Origin of the sequence: Marinobacter sp. LQ44 (assembly GCF_001447155.2) — a bacterium.
Taxonomy (GTDB): Bacteria; Pseudomonadota; Gammaproteobacteria; order Pseudomonadales; family Oleiphilaceae; genus Marinobacter.
Genome location: NZ_CP014754.1, coordinates 103,571 through 121,271, shown reverse-complemented (window position 1 = coordinate 121,271; position 17,701 = coordinate 103,571). Strand labels below are relative to the sequence as shown.

General features: G+C 57.8%; 10 protein-coding genes. 2 read left to right on the top strand and 8 right to left on the bottom strand.

Annotated elements, in window-relative coordinates:
• Window positions 1-214: 214 nt before the first annotated feature.
• Window positions 215-2,938 (top strand): LuxR C-terminal-related transcriptional regulator, encoded by a 2,724-nt coding sequence (locus ASQ50_RS00525; RefSeq protein ID WP_058089687.1) that lies wholly within the window; start codon window positions 215-217, stop codon window positions 2,936-2,938.
• 246 nt (window positions 2,939-3,184) lie between these two features.
• Here ASQ50_RS00525 and dinG read toward each other — a convergent pair whose 3' ends face one another.
• From dinG to ASQ50_RS00500, 5 genes are read right to left on the bottom strand one after another with little or no spacing between them, the layout of a single operon-like run.
• Window positions 3,185-5,365, bottom strand: coding sequence for an ATP-dependent DNA helicase DinG (gene dinG, locus ASQ50_RS00520; RefSeq protein WP_058089686.1), 2,181 nt, complete (start codon window positions 5,363-5,365; stop codon window positions 3,185-3,187).
• A complete protein-coding gene (locus ASQ50_RS00515) occupies window positions 5,365-6,078 on the bottom strand; it encodes a general secretion pathway protein GspB (RefSeq protein WP_058089685.1) in 714 nt (237 codons plus the stop codon). The genes dinG and ASQ50_RS00515 overlap by 1 nt, the downstream gene beginning before the upstream one ends.
• Window positions 6,079-6,081: 3 nt before the next feature.
• Window positions 6,082-7,779, bottom strand: a complete 1,698-nt coding sequence (locus tag ASQ50_RS00510) for an ExeA family protein (RefSeq protein WP_058089684.1) — start codon at window positions 7,777-7,779, stop codon at window positions 6,082-6,084.
• A gap of 12 nt (window positions 7,780-7,791) precedes the next feature.
• Window positions 7,792-9,279, bottom strand: a complete 1,488-nt coding sequence (locus ASQ50_RS00505; RefSeq protein ID WP_058089683.1) for a DUF3336 domain-containing protein — start codon at window positions 9,277-9,279, stop codon at window positions 7,792-7,794.
• Between the two features lie 23 nt (window positions 9,280-9,302).
• Window positions 9,303-10,076 carry a VacJ family lipoprotein gene (locus tag ASQ50_RS00500; RefSeq protein ID WP_058089682.1) on the bottom strand — a complete coding sequence of 258 codons (774 nt, stop codon included), beginning with the start codon at window positions 10,074-10,076 and terminating at the stop codon, window positions 9,303-9,305.
• Window positions 10,077-10,165: 89 nt separating this feature from the next.
• On the opposite strand from ASQ50_RS00500, the gene ASQ50_RS00495 reads away from it, so the two are divergent.
• Window positions 10,166-10,573, top strand: a complete 408-nt coding sequence (locus tag ASQ50_RS00495) for an acyl-CoA thioesterase (RefSeq protein WP_058089681.1) — start codon at window positions 10,166-10,168, stop codon at window positions 10,571-10,573.
• Window positions 10,574-10,579: 6 nt separating this feature from the next.
• Here the strand turns inward: ASQ50_RS00495 and ASQ50_RS00490 are convergent, their stop codons facing one another.
• From ASQ50_RS00490 to ASQ50_RS00480, 3 genes are all read right to left on the bottom strand, one after another.
• A complete protein-coding gene (locus ASQ50_RS00490; protein WP_058089680.1) occupies window positions 10,580-11,701 on the bottom strand; it encodes a beta-ketoacyl-ACP synthase III in 1,122 nt (373 codons plus the stop codon).
• 149 nt (window positions 11,702-11,850) lie between these two features.
• Window positions 11,851-15,711 (bottom strand): ATP-dependent RNA helicase HrpA, encoded by a 3,861-nt coding sequence (hrpA, locus tag ASQ50_RS00485; protein WP_412535732.1) that lies wholly within the window; start codon window positions 15,709-15,711, stop codon window positions 11,851-11,853.
• A 218-nt stretch (window positions 15,712-15,929) separates the two neighbouring features.
• Window positions 15,930-17,606, bottom strand: coding sequence for a long-chain fatty acid--CoA ligase (locus tag ASQ50_RS00480; RefSeq protein WP_058089679.1), 1,677 nt, complete (start codon window positions 17,604-17,606; stop codon window positions 15,930-15,932).
• Window positions 17,607-17,701 lie beyond the last annotated feature (95 nt).

The window sequence follows — 17,701 nt, the reverse complement described above, 5'->3', positions numbered from 1 at the left end:
TGAGTCTGTCGCTCCCTGGATGAGTCTTTTACTCGATAATACGCATAAGAATTTATTTTTTCATTCTTTTTGGATATACAATTTAATCTGTATTCAGTGTAGACCAATTACCAGGATTCGCTGCCCCACCAACGCTTTGCGTCACCGCAGCTCTTGACTTGTGTGCGACAAAGCACACAATCCGGTAACGACCATGCCCTGACCCCGGGAAGCCATGCTACTGACCACCAAATTTCTAAGGCCAACACCCGATTCCAGAGCTGTGCGCAGGCACCGGCTGGACGCCCTGTTGGAACCGGAGCAAGGTAAAAGGCTGAACCTGATCGTGGCGCCCGCCGGCTTTGGCAAGACCACCCTGGCCAGCCAATGGTGCGCCCGCAACAGTGCCAGTACCGCCTGGCTGTCACTGGACGAGCATGACGACCAGCCGGTGCAGTTCTGGCAGTATGTGATTGGCGCCTTCAAGCACGCCGGGCTGATGGGGCTTGAAGATTGCGAAAAGCAGCTGTCCCGGCAGCAGGGCGACAACCTGACCGCCGCCATTACCGGGCTGGTCAATGCCCTGGCCGAAGACCGCAATCCCTGGCACCTGGTCCTGGACGATTACCATGTGATCAGCAACGACGGCATCCACCGCCAGTTGGCCTGGTGCATGGACTACCTGCCCCCGGGGGTCCTGGTAACCATTGCTTCCCGCACAGAACCCCCTCTGCCTTTGGCGCGATGGCGAGTCAGGCGGCAGGTTCAGGATATTCATCCGGGACTGATGGCGTTTTCGGAAGACGAATGCAGAGCCTTCTTCCAGGACACCATGGCAATGAACCTGTCTGAACAGGAGATCCGCACCATTTGCCGGCGCACCGAGGGCTGGGTTGCCGCCATGCAGCTCTCTGCCCTGGCGGGTAAGACCGAAGCCCTGGAATCCAGCCACTCCGGCCAAAAGCGTATTGGCACACCAGATGGTGCGCTGATCAGTGATTATGTTCTTACCGAAGTGCTGCACCAACTCCCGGACGAGCTAACCGAATTTCTGCTCGACACCGCCTACTGCCCGCGCCTGTCCAGCTCCCTGTGCAATGCCGTTCGCCAGCGGGATGACAGCCAGGACATCCTTGCTCGCCTGCTTTCCCTAAACCTGTTCTTGATCCCCCTGGACAAACACAACCAGTGGTTCCGCTACCACGACCTGTTTCGCGAGGCCCTGCTCCAACGGATAGAATCGATTGATCCACAACGGGCGATAGAACTGCAGTCACGCACCATTGACTGGTTGCTCAGCCACGGCCAGGTGCAGGAAGGTATTGCCCAGATCGTCAGCCAGAATGACACCGACCGCCTGGCACGAGTGCTCGCCGAGCATGGTAACAACCTGATTCACGGTGGTTATCACCTGCCGGTACTGGCCTGGCTGGACACCATACCGCCAAGGCAACTGGCTGACAGCCCACAACTGCAGATGCTCAGGATCTGGGGGTTGTTCTTCGCCAACCGTGTTGAGGGCCTGGAACCCCTGCTGACAGAAGTTGAAGACCTGCTCGACCGACGGGTTGCCGATTCCCACCCGGATGCCGAGGGCGCACTGGCCATCCATAGCGAAATATCTCTGGTGCGTTCTTACCTTGCCCGTAGCAGGAATGACGAAAAGAATGCGTCAGACCTCACCCGCCAGGTACTCAAGGACATCGACCAGATCCAGATACCACTGAAATCCGTCACCTATTACGGTCTCGGTCTCGATTACTTCGGGAAGGGTGAGCTTAACGACGCCGAGGAAGCGCTGGAGTCTGCCGTGCATTACGGCCAGATAGAACGAAAAGCCAGCACGGCTTTATCCTCCGGCGGCCTGTTAGCTTGGATACAGTACAACCGAGGTGACACGGAACTGGCCCTGAAAACCACCACCCGCGTACGCAACTGGGTAGATGAACATTTTGCAGACCCAAGCCAGCCACGGCTGATATCCTGCTGGCAGAACAGCGCGCTGACCGAAATCTACCGTGAACGCAATGAGCCGGAGTTGGCCGCCAGTTACCTGTCTCCGCTGCTCGAACATGTGGAGAAAGGTACGGAGCCCGGACAACATGTTGTCATCCAGTACGTACGCGGCCACCTTGCGTTCAGCCAAGGTGAACTCGAAGAAGCCATCGAATTGCTGGGAGACGCTGTCGCCGTTGGCAGCAAGCGCCGTGACCACATCCTGTTTGATCCACCTGCCGCTTCGGCCCTTCTGGCCCGTTGTTACCTTGCGCTGGGCCTCGCTGATAAAGCCATGACCACCCTGAAGGCGGCCCTGGAAACACCAGCCACCAACCCCCTGAACCGGGAACAGAACCAGATCGCGCTGGCCCGGGTGCAGGTAGCCCTCAAGGATTACCAGAAAGCGCAGGAAACCTTATCGGCACTGGTTCCGGTGGCAGAACGCAACGCCCATAACCGACATCTGGTGGAGATCCTGTTAGTGTATGCCGATGCCCTTGCGCAGGAAGATCGCACTGAGGAAGCCGCCGTCATGCTGGAGCGGGCGCTGGATCGGGCCGAAAACGCGGTTTTTTTGAAGCTGTTTGCGGAAGAAAGCCCCAGCATCCGGGCCATGCTGCTGGACTGCCCCCGACTACGAACGCCCGGGCGCTGGAACCGTGAACTGCTGACCATGCTGAAAGACCAGCTATCCGGAAACGCCGACATTGCCCTATCCAAGCCCCAATCGGACCAGCCCTCTGAAACAACTGACGGGCTGGCCGAACCCCTGAGCCAGAGAGAACAGGAAGTACTGCTGCTGATAAATCAGGGGCTGGCCAACAAGGACATCGCCACCAGGATGGCGGTGGCGCCCGCCACCGTCAAAGCCCATATCCGGAACCTGTACGGCAAGCTCGGCGTTAGCCGGCGCACCGAAGCCCTGGCCCGGGCACGGGAACTGAAAGTGCTCCGCGAATAAACGTGTGATGTGCGTCACACTTTTCGAGAATTAAGCCTCTTCACTACGCCCTTTGGACGATCCATTTACGCCCCGTTAAGCCCTATTATTCAACCATGGTGAGGTTAACGCCTTACCGAGAATTCTGAACTTCAGGCCTTCAGACTTCTTGTTCCGCGTTGTTTCGACGCCCGGGTTCGTTTGAACCCCTTTCGATAAGAGCCATCCCCTTTCGGGCTGGCTCTTTTTTTATGGGCAAGACCCGAATTAATGCTCGATGATTCGCCGGAACGGCGGCAGTGCGTCCAGCAGCAACTGTCCGTATCGGCGTGCCACTATACGCCGGTCCAGAATGGTTACCCTCCCGGTATCCTGCTCGGTGCGCAACAGCCGCCCCACCGCCTGAACCAGCTTGACGGAGGCATCCGGCACGGTGATTTCCATAAACGGGTTGCCACCGCGCTGGGTTACCCACTCCGCCAGACTCGCCTCGATCGGGTCGTCCGGCACTGAGAACGGCAGGCGGGTGATCACCACGTGGTGCAGGTACTTTCCGGGCAGGTCGATACCCTCGGCAAAGCTGGCCACTCCGAACAGCACACTGGGCCGCCCTTCATCAACACGAGAGCAGTGCGTTTTCAACACCTCGTTCTTGGCCATGTCATCCTGAGTAAGAATCAACTCGGGATAATCCGGTGCCAGGGCATCCCTCACCTGCTGCATTTGCCGGCGGGATGTAAACAGAACCAGGGTGGCCTTCTCACCGGCCCAGAGATCTGGTAGCCGCTTGATCAGCGCCTCGGCAAAGCCATCATCGGTTGGCATGGCAGCCATAGCCGGCACTTCCACCGTGGCCATCTCGCCATAACGGAAGGAACTGGGCACCACCAGATAACGGCTGGCCTCTGGCAATCCCGCCCGGGAACGCAAACGGTCGAAACGGCCCAGGGCCGTCAGTGTGGCACTGGTCAGAACGGCGCCATAGACCCGCGACCACAGGCGGGAATACAACAGGTTGTCCGCCAGCACCGGTGAGCTGAACAGGGTAATATCTTCCGCATGGTCCCAACGTTGGCGCACGGCCCAGCGGGCAGACGGTGGACCTTTGCGCACCACCGGCGCGGCTTCCGCCTGCTCTTCGTTTTGCGGAACAGCTGGCCCGGATTCACACCAGGCCGCCCACAGGCGTAACTGTTCCTCAGCCCGGCTATGGAAAGCGCCAATCACCGGATACCAGGAATCGGCGGTGTCCCGGTCCAGCTCCGGGTCTTTTCGCTCATCGAAGGCACTTTGCAGTTCATCCACCAGGTTACCCAGGTGCCGAACCAGGCCGGCGGTAACAATCCGGGTCTCCGCCGCCAACTCTGCAACCGCCTCCGGCAGTTCACCATCCGGGTAACGCCACTGGGCGCTGCGCCGTTCATCGTTGAATTCCCAACCGGTGTTCTGTTCAACCTCTTCGTAAACCCTGCCAAGGGCAAGATCCAGATCACGGCCAGAAGTGCTGATTCTCTCAACCGCCTTGGCCGCCTGGGAGCCGCCTGGCAACCAGGGCTGCATCTTTACCAGAGCCTGGGACAACTGTTTCAGCCATTGCCGTGTGGAGTTTAACGGCACCGACGCGGCAAAATGGTTCAGTGCTTTATCCGGAAGGTGATGCGCCTCGTCAAAAATGAACAGGGCGTTCTCCGGTTCCGGCAAGATGGCTCCGCCGCCGAGGGCAAGATCGGCCAGCACCAGGTCGTGGTTGGCCACCACCACATCGGCGTCATCCAGGTCTTTGCGGGCATCGAAAAACGCGCAACTGTCGAAGTAGGCACAATGGCGATTGGTGCACTGGCGGTGGTCGGTGGTCACCTGGCGCCAGATGTCATCAGGAATTTGCTCGGGCCAGTGGTCACGGTCGCCGTCCCATTCACGGGAACCGTAGGTGGCAAGCATCTTCTCAAAGGTGATTCGGCTTGCTGCCTCGTCGTCCATAGGCTGATCAAGAAGGAACAGCGGCATGGTATCGCTGTCGCCGTGCCCTTCGTCGTGTAACCGGGCTTCCAGGCGGGACATGCACAGATAGCGGCCCCGCCCCTTGGCAAGGGTCCAGCTGAAATCCAGCTTGCTGTGTTTACGAAGATCCGGCAGGTCTTTCAGGACAATCTGATCCTGCAGGGCCACGGTTGCCGTGGAGATCACCAGCGTCTTACCCAGGGCCTTGGCCACGGGTATCGCCGAAATCAGGTACGCCAGGGTTTTGCCGGTACCGGTTCCTGCTTCCACTACGCAAGCCGCCGGCGGTGAGGTGCGCTGGCCGTCGTTGTCGGTGATTTCACCCATGTAACGGGCAATCTCCGCGATCATCAGCCGCTGGCCATACCGGGCACGTATGTCCTTGCCGGCCAACACATCACGATAGGCCTGCTGGATCTGGTGTTTGACGTCGTCGGTCAGCGCCATTATCGGGGGCTCACCCAGTCTCGTACCGTGCCCACCCGAAAACGCTGGCCAGATTTGCTGAGAATCACGCCATCTTCGGTAATACGTTCAACCACCAGGCTGGCAAAGGTGTCTCCGGGGCGAAGATACTGGTTATTGATCATTACCCGGCTGGCCATGGGGTCGGACGAATAGATATGGCTATTGAAGGTCAAATCAGGAACGCTCTTTTGAAACGACAGCGGTAGTTCTACCAGGTGCGGCACTCTGCCCTGAGAGTCCGCTGGCGTCAACACCCTTTCCCGAACGGACTGATCTGGAACGATCACCAGCGGAGCTTCGTTGCCGGATTCAACCAGCGGCTCGTCTGCCGTCTCAAGCGCTGTAACCGCTCCCCGGGCTGGCTCAACCTCCGGCGTAGCCTCCACCTGCACAGTTTCCGGGGCCACCTCGTGCTGCTGGGTTACCACAGCATCCGGTTCTGCGGGTGGTGGTGTTCCCCGAGCCCCTGTCAGTGTGTCTGCCGCTGGCGGCTCCACCGAAGGCTGCGCTGGCCAGAACAGGTAGGCCATCAGCGCAGCATTAAGCAAAAGCGCGAGCACCACCCAGATGACGGGCGATAGCGGTTTCTTCTTGGGCCGATAGACCATCTGCACCTGCTGCCCCAGGTCTGGCGCCTTGCCCTGTCTCCGCTCGGCTTCGGATTTTCTCAACGCTTCAAGAATATATGACATAGCCTACCCGCTATTGGCCACACGGGCCGTCACCAGCCGGGGAACGTTCGTGCCCAGGTCATTATTGATCTGGATAATGGTCATCGGCCCGGCAATCCCATCCACCGTCAGCCCTTTGGCCTCCTGATACCAGCGCACCTGTTCTTCGGTGGCCAGGCGCTTTACCCGGGCGCTTTCGGTATGGTTCGGCGATAACCGATCTGCCAGTTCCATCATCCGCGCGCCCATCCATAGCTGCGCCCCAGACGTGCCGGCAAAAAAGCCATCACCCGACATATACTCCGGCATTCGCCACAGCACCCTGAAATCACCGTACCAATACTGCTCTAACTGACGAAACGGGATTTCCCGGGTTTCACCCGTCAACTCGATACTGGCGGTATCACCCTCCAGAGATCGCAGCACCACATAGCCCGTGTCGCCTCGACCATTGCGAAGGTGCAGAATCGCCGGGCGATCCAGAAACTCCAGGCTTCGTCGGCTGCCCTGCCGTTCCAGGCAGCCAAGGCGAACGCTTCGGGCGTAATCGCAGGCAACCGGAAACTGCCGGGCGTCATACTCTTCGCCCCAAACGCCGAAAAGCTGAGTAAACGCCTCGCTCAGAGCCTGAGTATGGCGGTCAAATTCAAAGTACGTTACATCGGCTTCCGCTGGCTCCGGAAGTGTATCCGGCTCTTCCGTGTCGGGCTCAGGCTCAGCCACCACCGGATCACCGACACGCTCGATGATGCCAGAGATGGCAGGTGCTTCGAGATCGTCGGCGAGGGTCTGCTCGGTGACCGGCAGCTGGAACAGCCAGATGGTGCCGATGATCGCCACCAGAATCGACGCCGATAGCAACAACAGATGACCGGCGCGGGAAACATCCCTACCGCCCGCAGTGGCCTTCAGGCGGCTGTTGCCGTGGACTTCCCGGGCCGCTTGTCGGATGTGGTCGACGGTAATCTGGTGTTCGCCTTCAGCATAGGCTCCCAGCAACGCGCGATCACTGATCAGATTGATCAGGCGAGGGATCCCCTGGCTCTGGCGGTAGAGTTTCCGGACAGCGGCCGGGCTGAAAATATCCCCACGCAGCCCGGCTACACTCAAGCGGTAACGAAGATAGGCCGGCAGGTCTGCCTGCTCAATGGCATCCAGATGATATCGGGCAGTCACACGCTGGTTGAGCTGGCGCAATTCCGGCAGTGCCAGCATGTCCTGCAACTCTGGCTGGCCCAGCAGAACAATCTGAAGCAGCTTTTTCTCGGCAGTTTCCAGGTTGGTAAGCAGGCGCAGTTGTTCCAGCACCTCGGCCGACAGGTTCTGGGCTTCGTCAATGATCAGAACCTTATGACGGCCCGCAGCGTGAGCCTTGAGCAAGTCCTGATTGATGCCATCCACCAGGTGCTTGATCGTCGCTTCCGGCGCATGGTCGATTTCCAGCTCGTCACAGATCGAAGACAACAGTTCCCGGGCAGACAGCCGCGGGTTGAGAATCAGCGCAATATCGACATGCTCGGGGGCATTCTCGATAAAACAGCGGCACACGGTGGTTTTGCCGGTCCCCACCTCACCGGTAATGACAATGAACCCGCCCTGCCCCTGCACGCCGTGCATCAGGTGCGCCAAGGCTTCCTTGTGGCGATCACTCAGGTACAGGTAGCGAGGGTCCGGTGCGATTGAAAACGGAGGTTCCCTAAAGCCGAAAAAATCGTAGTACATGGTTCCTCAGGATCAGGGTTTAGCCTTGTCGGCTCCGCTGACCAGTCGTAACTCAGCGGCCTTGCGGTTCTGTTGTTTCAGGCGACGAACGCACCGTTCAAGCGTTTTGGAAATTCGTGCGTGGGAGCGAATCATCGAAATTTTCGGCCAGGTTGCGCGCTCCCCGGCCAGAATCATCTCACGGACATACTCCGGGCTGGGGTTCGACAGCATACGACGGAAGTCCCGGAATGCATAGCTGGGCGCAATCGTCACATCACCGGAGTAGCGCTGGGCCATAATGGTATACATCTGACCAGCCATTTGCCGCATCAGTTCCGGGCGTACCCGCTTTCTCAGATAATCGAACACACCCTGGCCGTGGAACTGAATCTCGGACTTCACCAGATGCATCGGCAATCTGCCCAAGGACAGTTTTTCCTCTCGGCTCTGCTGGCTGAGGAACGGCACAACATGGGGATTGGTCTGACTGACAATGGTGAAGTTCACATCGTACAGGTGGACTAACCGCTCAATGGGCAGGTCGCTGACCACCGAGCCATCCACAAACTTCAACCGGGGCATGTAGGGCAGCGAATTGCCGTAAAGGTCTTTTTTCATCAGGGTAACGGGAGGAAAAATTCCCGGCACTGCCGCACTGGCCAGCGCAGCACTCCATACCTGAATGTATGGCGAGGTGTAACCGCACATCAATCGTGCTTTCTGATGCGTCTGTACCGGCGACACACTGATATTGATGCTTCGCCCGGTGCGCTGGTAAGCCTCCTCAAACGTGTAATCGCCGATGTTTGCCCGCAGGCAATTCTTCAGGGTTTCCTGATCCATCAGGCCATCACCCCGCATGGCGCTCAAAATCCCCCGCCACTTCCACGCGTTGAGGTTGTGGTTCTCGGGCACCAGCATTTCCGGGATTTCCGCGTCAGTATGCACGCCGAGTATACCGGCAATGATGGCGCCAATACTGGACCCCGCAATCACCTGCGGCAACAGACCTTTTTCCCAGAGCGCCTTGATCACCCCGAAATGGAACATGCCCAGACTGGCGCCACCGCTGAGCAACAACGTTGGCCGGCCATAACTGGTCAGGGTGTCTCTGAAAAACTGGAGCTTGTCGTAAACGGAAAAACCGGGTACCGGATGGTCACACAGGTAGTCCAGGGCCTCGCACACCTGGGTGATGTATTCCTCAATCAGGTGCTTGGTGCCAACCCGGGAACGGGTGTAAAGCGCGGGATTGCCCATGTTGCCAAGGTCATGGTGAAGGCCTTCCCGGAGCGCTCGCTTCAAGCGCTCGAAGTCGTTCTGCTGACGATACTGCTTGATGTTACTGAGCCGGTCATAGATCAGCTCATAGTGGTAAAGGTCAGACGCAAAGTCTTCCTTCCACTCCGCGTTGCCTTCCAGAAAATCCAGTTCCAGCGCGGCGGCCTTCCACTGTTCATAATTGGGAGCTTCCGCCAACAGCTTGCGGAATCGGGCTATCCTGGGGTCCTTGATCACCTGCGGCCTCCCGGCGTGAACGCTCAGAAATCGTCGAGCATGAAGTCGTCATCATCAGCGAAGGGGTCTTGCGTGATCTTACCATCGTTAATCAGAAATTCACGACGCTGCAGGAAAGCATTACGCACAAACGTGTAACGGTCACCAGAAATAAAGCTCTCTGCCGGAATCAGGTCGGCCCGCTTATCAACAATCTGTAACGCCCGCAGGTAATACCGCTCGGGACTGCTGACCTCATCCCAGGCTGACGGCAACAGGAACCCATCGGTTGCCATGCCGGTAAAATAACGTGGCGTCGCCGGGCCAAGAAGCGGCATCACCAGGTATGGGCCAGAGCCAACGCCCCAATAGCCCAGGGTTTGACCAAAATCTTCCGGGCGTTCGGGCAAATCAAAAGCGGTGGCCACATCAAAAATCCCACCCAGGCCAAACACCGTGTTGTAGGTAAAGCGCCCGGCGGCCACCACCGCCGACTCCCCTTTCAGCTGCAGCAGGCTGTTGCTGAAATTGCGGATTTCGGTGAGATTATTGAAGAAATTGGTAATACCCCGATCGACAATCGTCGGCGTGACCGTGCGGTAGGCCTGGGCCACCGGACGTAAAAACCAGCGGTCAATGGCATCGTTGAACGAAAACACTTTCCGGTTCCAGTTCTCATACGGGTCATCGGTATTGACCGGAGTTGAACCCTCGGGAACTGGCTCCTGCATGTTCTGGGCGTGTAACTGGCCACCTGCAAGCGTCAGCAGGAGCAGAGCGGCCAGCGTGGTCAGGCGCCGGGATAAACGGTTTCTCATTTTGCTCTCTTGGGTTGTTTAACCTGTTTCAGTTCGTCGACAATACCGGCGTTTGATTATTATTATGACAGTCATCCGGAGGAAATCAGATGTCAGTACCGGGAAATCCCGTCAGTTCCCTGACCATGTCGCTACGCTGGGGCGATATGGATGCATACGGCCACGCCAATAACACAGTTTACTTCCGCTTCTTTGAAGAAGCCCGAATTGTCTGGCTGTCGTCACTGGAACTGGGTGGCGCTGAAGAGCCAACCGGGCCAGTTATTATAAAGACCAGCGCCACATTTCTGAAGGAATTGACTCACCCCGCCAACGTCGTGGTTGAAACATACGCGGACAAAGCGGGAAATACCAGCCTGGATACCTACCACCTGCTGAAAGATTCGGATACGGGAGCAGTCTACGCGGAGGGCTATGCGAAAATCGTCTGGATGGACAGGGAAACCCGGAAGTCCACCCCGCTGCCAGACATCCTCAGGGCACTGGCAGCAAGGTAACAGGGCTCACCGGTGGCGCACAACCACGCTACCGATGGAATAGCCGGCACCGAACGAGCAAATCACGCCCAGGTCGCCGGCTTTCAGGTCATCCTTGTGTTTATGGAACGCAATAATCGAACCGGCCGAACTGGTGTTGGCATATTCGTCCAGAATCACTGGCGCTTCCTCGACCGTTGCGTCCCGGCCAAGAACCTTACGGGCAATCAGCTGGTTCATGTTCAGGTTGGCCTGGTGCAGCCACATGCGTTTGAGGTCTTCCGGCGTCAGCTGCAGGGATGCCAGATGGCCCTGAATGGTGTCTGCCACCAGCGGTGACACCTCTTTGAACACTTTGCGCCCCTGCTGGATGAACAGCTTGTCCGGCTTGCCAATACCCGATTCGTCCGCCCGGTTCAGGAAGCCAAAGTTATTCCGGATATTGTTAGAAAACTGAGTCTTCAGGCGGGTACCGAGAATTTCAAAACCCTGGCCAGCCTGGGTGTTCTCTTCCCTTTCCACCAGAATCGCCGTGCAGGCGTCACCGAAAATGAAGTGGCTGTCCCGGTCCCGGAAGTTCAGATGCCCGGAGCAGATTTCCGGGCTGACCACCAAAACGGCTCTGGCGCTGCCGTTTTCCACCGCGTTCACCGCAGCCTGGATGCCAAAGGTGGCGGAGCTGCAGGCCACATTCATGTCATAGGCAAAACCGTCGATGCCCATGGCTTGCTGGACTTCAATGGCGATGGCCGGATAGGGGCGCTGCAGGTTGGAACAGGCAACAATCACCGCATCCACATCTGCCGGGGTTTTTCCCGCCTGCTCCAGTGCTTCCTTACAGGCCACAATGGCCATCTCGCACTGGACTGACGGTTCGTCATTATCCCGGTCCGGAATATTCGGTGTCATGCGCTTCGGGTCCAGGATACCTTCACGGTCAATCACATGACGGCGCTTAATACCCGATGCCTTTTCAATAAAGGCAGATGACGAAGGTTGCAGGGCCGCCAATTCACCGCGGGCTATCTCTTCCGCATGTTCATCGTTATACAGCTCTACGTATTGATTGAAGGCTTCAACCAGTTGATCGTTTTCAATAATGGCGGGTGGCGTATACAGGCCGGTTCCGCTGATGACGGCTTTAATCACAATAACCCCACGTCATGGTTGTAATAAGACACTATGCTGTCAGAAATACTAACACACACGGCCGGAATTGCCCGCCTGACCAAAGTCCAGTAGCACCAGAACGGTGCAGCCTTACCCCATACTGGCCCGAGAAGCACCCTGTTCAGCTCCTACACCCGTGTATTCTGCCACTGTTTGTCAAGTCGCTTGGCCGATACGGTCATCGCCGTGCCCAGTTGTTGGGCAAAGAATGAGACCCGGTATTCTTCCAGCATCCAGCGGTACAGCTCCAGTTCAGGGTCCTGCACGCCCTGGCGTTTCTGCTGTTCCAGCTTGGTGGCGTAGCGGGCCCACAGTGGCTCAATGGTGTGCAGGAATTCGCGCTCGCGGCCCATCTCCCTGGGCATTTTTTCCAGGCGAATCAAGGCTGCCTCGAAATACACCCCGAAGCGTTCCAGCCACTGGGATGGCGTGGCCACCAGGAAGCCCGGATAGACCAGGTGCTGAAGCTGGAATTTCAGATCTGCCATACTCTGCGCCAGCGCCAGGTTAATTTTGCCCTTGAGCTGTTTGGCCACTTTCTGGTAACCGGCCATAGCCTGATAAAGGCGTTCGTCGGCCTGCTCCAACGCCGGAATAAAATCCCCGCGGTGGGCATCGAATACCCTGACAAAGCTTTCTTCGTCTCTGGGCAGGGTTCCGGGCAGGAAGTGTTGCATCACCGCAGACAACAACAGATCGTCCAGTAGCACTTTCGCCTGCCCCACCGGGGCAAACATCAGCGCGGACTGTTTGAACCGGGGCAGCTTGCGCTCAAGGTCCGCGAGGGTGTTGCCAAACCGGTTGATGATCAGCCGGGCAATACCCCGGCGCAGGGTGTCCTCAGCGGTTAACCGGTCCAGGCAGCGAATGGACCGCACCTGCTTGCCCAGGTCCTCAAGGGCGGGATAGACCGTTACCTGCATACCGCCTTTTTCAGTCTGCACCTGCTCTGGCATCTTGCCGAACTGCCAGTCACTGAATTCTTTCGGTGCTTTTGAACGATCATCATCGCTGGTAGCCGAGGCCAGCGCCGCTTCCGCCCGGCCCTCCAGCTTGGCCTGCAAATCGTCGGTATCCCGGCTCTCTGCCACCACTTTGCCTTTGTCTCCGGTTACCCGAAGGTTCATCCGCAGGTGCCGAGGCAGTTCGTCCTCCCGCCAGGCTTCCGGATCAATCTGTACACCCGTCATCCGGCGCAGTTGATCCCCCAGCTTCAGGGCCAGGGGTTCGTTGCCAGGCTGCATGTTGGCCAGGGCCGCATCCACGAAATCCGGAACCGGAACAAAGTTTCGGCGCAGGGATTTGGGCAACCCTTTCACCAGGGCGATGCATTTTTCCCGCAACAGTCCCGGCACCAGCCACTCCAGCCGGCGAGAGGGAATCTGCTTGAGCGCCATGAGGGGCACTTGTAACGTTACCCCGTCCCGCTCGCTGGTGGGCTCGAATTCGTAACTGAGCGGGTACTTGACGCCTTCCCACTCCAGATAATCCGGATATTGCTCCGCGGCGGCCTGGTCCAGCGGGCGTTGCAAGACATCGGCCTCGGTCAGCTCCAGTTTGCGAAGTTCGTCGGCAGACAGGCCCTTCCACCAACTTTCAAAGTGGCGGCCACTGACAATGTCTTTTGGCAGGCGCTGGTCGTAAAAGGCCACCAGCACTTCGTCATCCACCAACAGGTCACGACGGCGGGTTTTCTTTTCCAGATTCTCGACGGTATCGAGCATCTCCCGGTTGCGGGCGATAAACGGCGCTTTTGAATGGTAATCGCCTTCCACCAACGCTCGCCGGATAAACAGATTACGGCATTCCTCCGGGTCCACCTTGGCGTAGGGAATCCGCCGCTTGGCGACAATATCCAGCCCATACAAAGTCACCTTCTCGTAACCCATCACCTGGGCTCGTTTCTGCTCCCAGTGGGGTTCGAAAAAGTGGTGCTTTACGACATGGCCTGCCAGGGGCTCAACCCATTCCGGCTGAATAGCAGCAACCATGCGCGCGAATACTTTGCTGGTTTCAACAATCTCCGCCGCCACAATCCACTTGGGCCCGGACTTGGCCACCTTTGAACCAGGGAAAATCATCACTTTCCGGTTCCGGGTTGCCAGGTACTCCCGTTTCTCTACCTTGACCGCAACGTGGCCCAGCAAACCCGCAAGAATCGCCTTGTGCATGGACTCATAGCTTGCCGGCTGCTTGTTCAGGGCCAGCTTTTGCTCCCGGCAGATTAACGTCAGTTGCCGGTGAATATCCCGCCACTCGCGCATTCGCATCCAGCTCAGGAAGGTTTTCTGGCAAAGCCGTTTAAGCTGGTTCTGGGATTGCTCCTGGCGTTGCTCCTCAAACCAGTTCCAGATATTCAACAAGGTGGCAAAGTCCGATTCCTTGTCGTTAAACGGTGCGTGGGCCTGGTCAGCTGCCTGCTGTTTGTCCTGGGGCCGCTCTCTCGGGTCCTGAACGCTGAGGCCGGCAATTACAATCAGCACTTCGCTCAGGCTGCCCTGCTCTGCCGCCGTCACCAGCATCCGGGCCAGGCGCGGGTCCAGTGGCAGGCGTGCCATGGTGCGACCAAGACGGCTCACCCTGCGTTTGTCGTCAACAGCACCCAGCTCTTCCAGCAGTTTGTAGCCATCGTTCACCTGGCGGCGATCCGGCGCTTCCAGAAACGGGAAATTCTGGATGTCGCCCAGGCCCGAGGTAGCCATTTGCAGGATGACCGAGGCCAGATTGGTTCTCAGGATTTCCGGGTCGGTATACTCGGGGCGGTTGAGAAAATCGGTTTCATCATACAACCGGAAACAGATACCCGGCGCCACCCGCCCGCAACGGCCCGCCCGCTGGTTGGCGCTGGCCTGGGAGATTGGCTCGATCGGCAAGCGCTGAATCTTGGAGCGAACGCTGTAACGGCTGATTCGCGCAACCCCGGTATCGATCACGTAACGAATGCCGGGTACCGTCAGCGAGGTTTCCGCCACGTTGGTGGACAACACAAGCCGCCGGCCTTTATGGGCCTGAAAAACCCGGTTCTGTTCCTGGTTACTGAGCCGGGAATATAACGGCAATACTTCGGTGTGTCGCAGCTCCGCATGCCGTAGCACTTTACTGAGGGCCCGTATTTCCCGCTCACCCGGCAGGAACACCAGCACATCTCCTGGGGGCTGCTTCTCCTTGCGTTCGTGCTGTTCGATCTCCTCAATGGCCGACAGTACACCGTCGGTCCAGCCCTGGTCCCGGTCGTCTTCATCGCCGGTCAGGGGCCGGTAGCGCACATCTACCGGATAGGTTCGGCCGCTGACCTCAATAACCGGTGCTTTATCGAAGAACTCGCTGAAGCGATCAACCTCAATGGTGGCGGAGGTAATGATGACTTTCAGATCCGGCCGTTTCGGTAACAGTTGCTTGAGGTACCCGAGCAGGAAATCGATATTCAGGCTTCGTTCATGGGCCTCATCGATAATCAGCGTGTCATAACGATCCAGGAAGCGATCGTGCTGGATTTCCGCCAGCAGAATACCATCGGTCATGACCTTGACCCGGGACGCCTCCGAGGTGTTATCGGTAAAGCGCACCTGGTAACCGATCTGCTGGCCAACCTGTTCACCAAGCTCTTCGGCGATACGGGCGGCGACACTGCGTGCGGCAATCCGGCGCGGTTGGGTGTGGCCAATCAGCCCACGAACGCCACGGCCATGGTTCAGGCAGATTTTCGGTATCTGTGTGGTTTTACCGGAGCCGGTTTCGCCGGCGATGATCACCACCTGATGATGACGGATGGCCTCGCTGATGTCGTCCACCCGGTCACTGACCGGTAGTCCCGGCGGAAAACTCGCGGAGCGGTGCAGCGCCTGACGCTGGCGCACCTTCTCAAGCCCCTGCTCCAACCAGTTCGCCATCTGTTCCAGGTCTTTCTGGTCCGGCTTGCCCTTGGTTCGGCCCACCCTGCGGATAATGCGCGCCGCCTCCTGCTGGTTGCAGACATCCAGCTGGCTCATCAAGGCCTTCACTGCCGCCTGAGGATTGGCAGCCGTGGATTGGTCGTTATCGGGCGTTGTTTTGTCAGTCATTGAACGGCAACAGACTCATGGATTGATGGATGCATCACAAGGCGCCACAGTCTAGCGGGAAATCCAAACGGTAGAAACACAAAGACCCTGCCTGAGCAGGGTCTTTGTGGGAAGCAGTGCAATCTCGCGGTTGCACCAATCGCCGTTTACTTGGCGTTGGCTTCGTCCCGCAGTTCACGGCGCAGAATCTTGCCCACGTTACTCTTGGGCAGCTCATCCCTGAACTCGAAGTGCTTGGGCACTTTGTAGGCGGTCAGGCGCTCGCGGCAGAACTCTTTGAGTTCGTTTGCGGTGACACCGTCTTTCGTGGGCACCACGTAGACCTTGACGGCCTCGCCGCTCTTGGCGTCCGGGATACCTACAGCGGCGCACTCAACCACCTTCGGATGGCTGGTTACCACGTCTTCAATCTCGTTCGGGAACACGTTGAAGCCAGAGACAATGATCATGTCTTTCTTGCGATCAACAATGCGGATGTAGCCATCTTCCTGGATCAGTGCCACGTCACCGGTTTTCAGGAAGCCATCGTCAGTGAAGGACTTCTGGGTGTCTTCCGGGCGCTGCCAGTAACCACGCATCACCTGCGGGCCTTTCACACACAGTTCCCCGGGCTCACCGATGGGTGTCTCGTTGCCGTCGTCGTCGATGGTTTTAACCACGGTGGACGGGATCGGCAGGCCGATGGTGCCGATCTGGATAGCGCTGCGGGGGTTGAAGGTAACCACCGGAGAGGTTTCAGTCATGCCGTAACCTTCACTGATTTCACAACCGGTCACCCGCTCCCACATTTTTGCGGTATCGCTGGTCAGCGCCATACCACCAGAAGCCGTCAGCTTCAGGCCGGAGAAATCCAGATCCTGGAAGTCCTCGTTGTTACATAGGGCCACGAACAGGGTGTTCAGGCCAATGAAAGCAGAGAACTTCTGCTTCTGCATTTCCTTCACGAAGCCCGGAATATCGCGCGGGTTCGGGATCAGAACGTTGTGGGCGCCGGCTTCCAGCATGATGCCGCAGTTCAGGGTAAACGAGTAGATGTGGTACAGCGGGAGCGGTGCAATCACCACTTCCTTGCCCTCTTCTACCTGGTCTTCCATCATCGGGCGCACCTGGGACAGGTTGGCCACCAGATTAGCGTGGGTCAGCATCGCGCCCTTGGCGACACCCGTAGTGCCACCGGTGTACTGCAGTACAGCCAGGTCGTCCAGATTGATGTCAACCGGAGTGAACTTCTCACGGGCACCGGCACTGAGCACCGCCGGCAGTTTGTGGGCAGTCGGCAGGTTGTAAGACGGAACCATCTTCTTGACGTGCTTCACCACAGCGTTCATCAAGGTACGCTTGATGGGTGAATGCATATCGGCAATTTCAGTCACGATCACGTGCTCAATGCCGGTATGGGGCAGCACTTTTTCCGCGTTGTCTGCCATGTTGGCCAGCACCACCAGCGCCTTGGCACCGGAATCGTTGAACTGGTGTTCCATTTCACGGGTGGTATACAGCGGGTTGGTGTTAACCACGATCAGGCCAGCACGCATGGCACCGAAGACAATCACCGGGTACTGGGTAATGTTGGGCATTTGCACCGCAATGCGATCACCCGGTTTGAGATCGGTTTTGTTCTGCAGCCAGGCCGCAAAATTACGGCTCTGAGTATCAAGATCCCGGTATGTCAGGGTGACGCCAACCGCAGTGAACGCAGGCTTGTCTGCAAACTTCTTAACAGCCTGCTCAAATACATCCACCATGTTTTTGTATTTCTTGAGATCTACCTCACGGGGAATGCCGGCGGGGTACTTGTCTTGATAGAACTGCTCAAAATCCATCACCATCTCCTGTCTGATTGGCGCTATTGGGGAGCAACCGGATGGGTTCAGAAACTCCCTGATTGTAATGTTTTGCCAAGGCCGAGCTGGTCAAA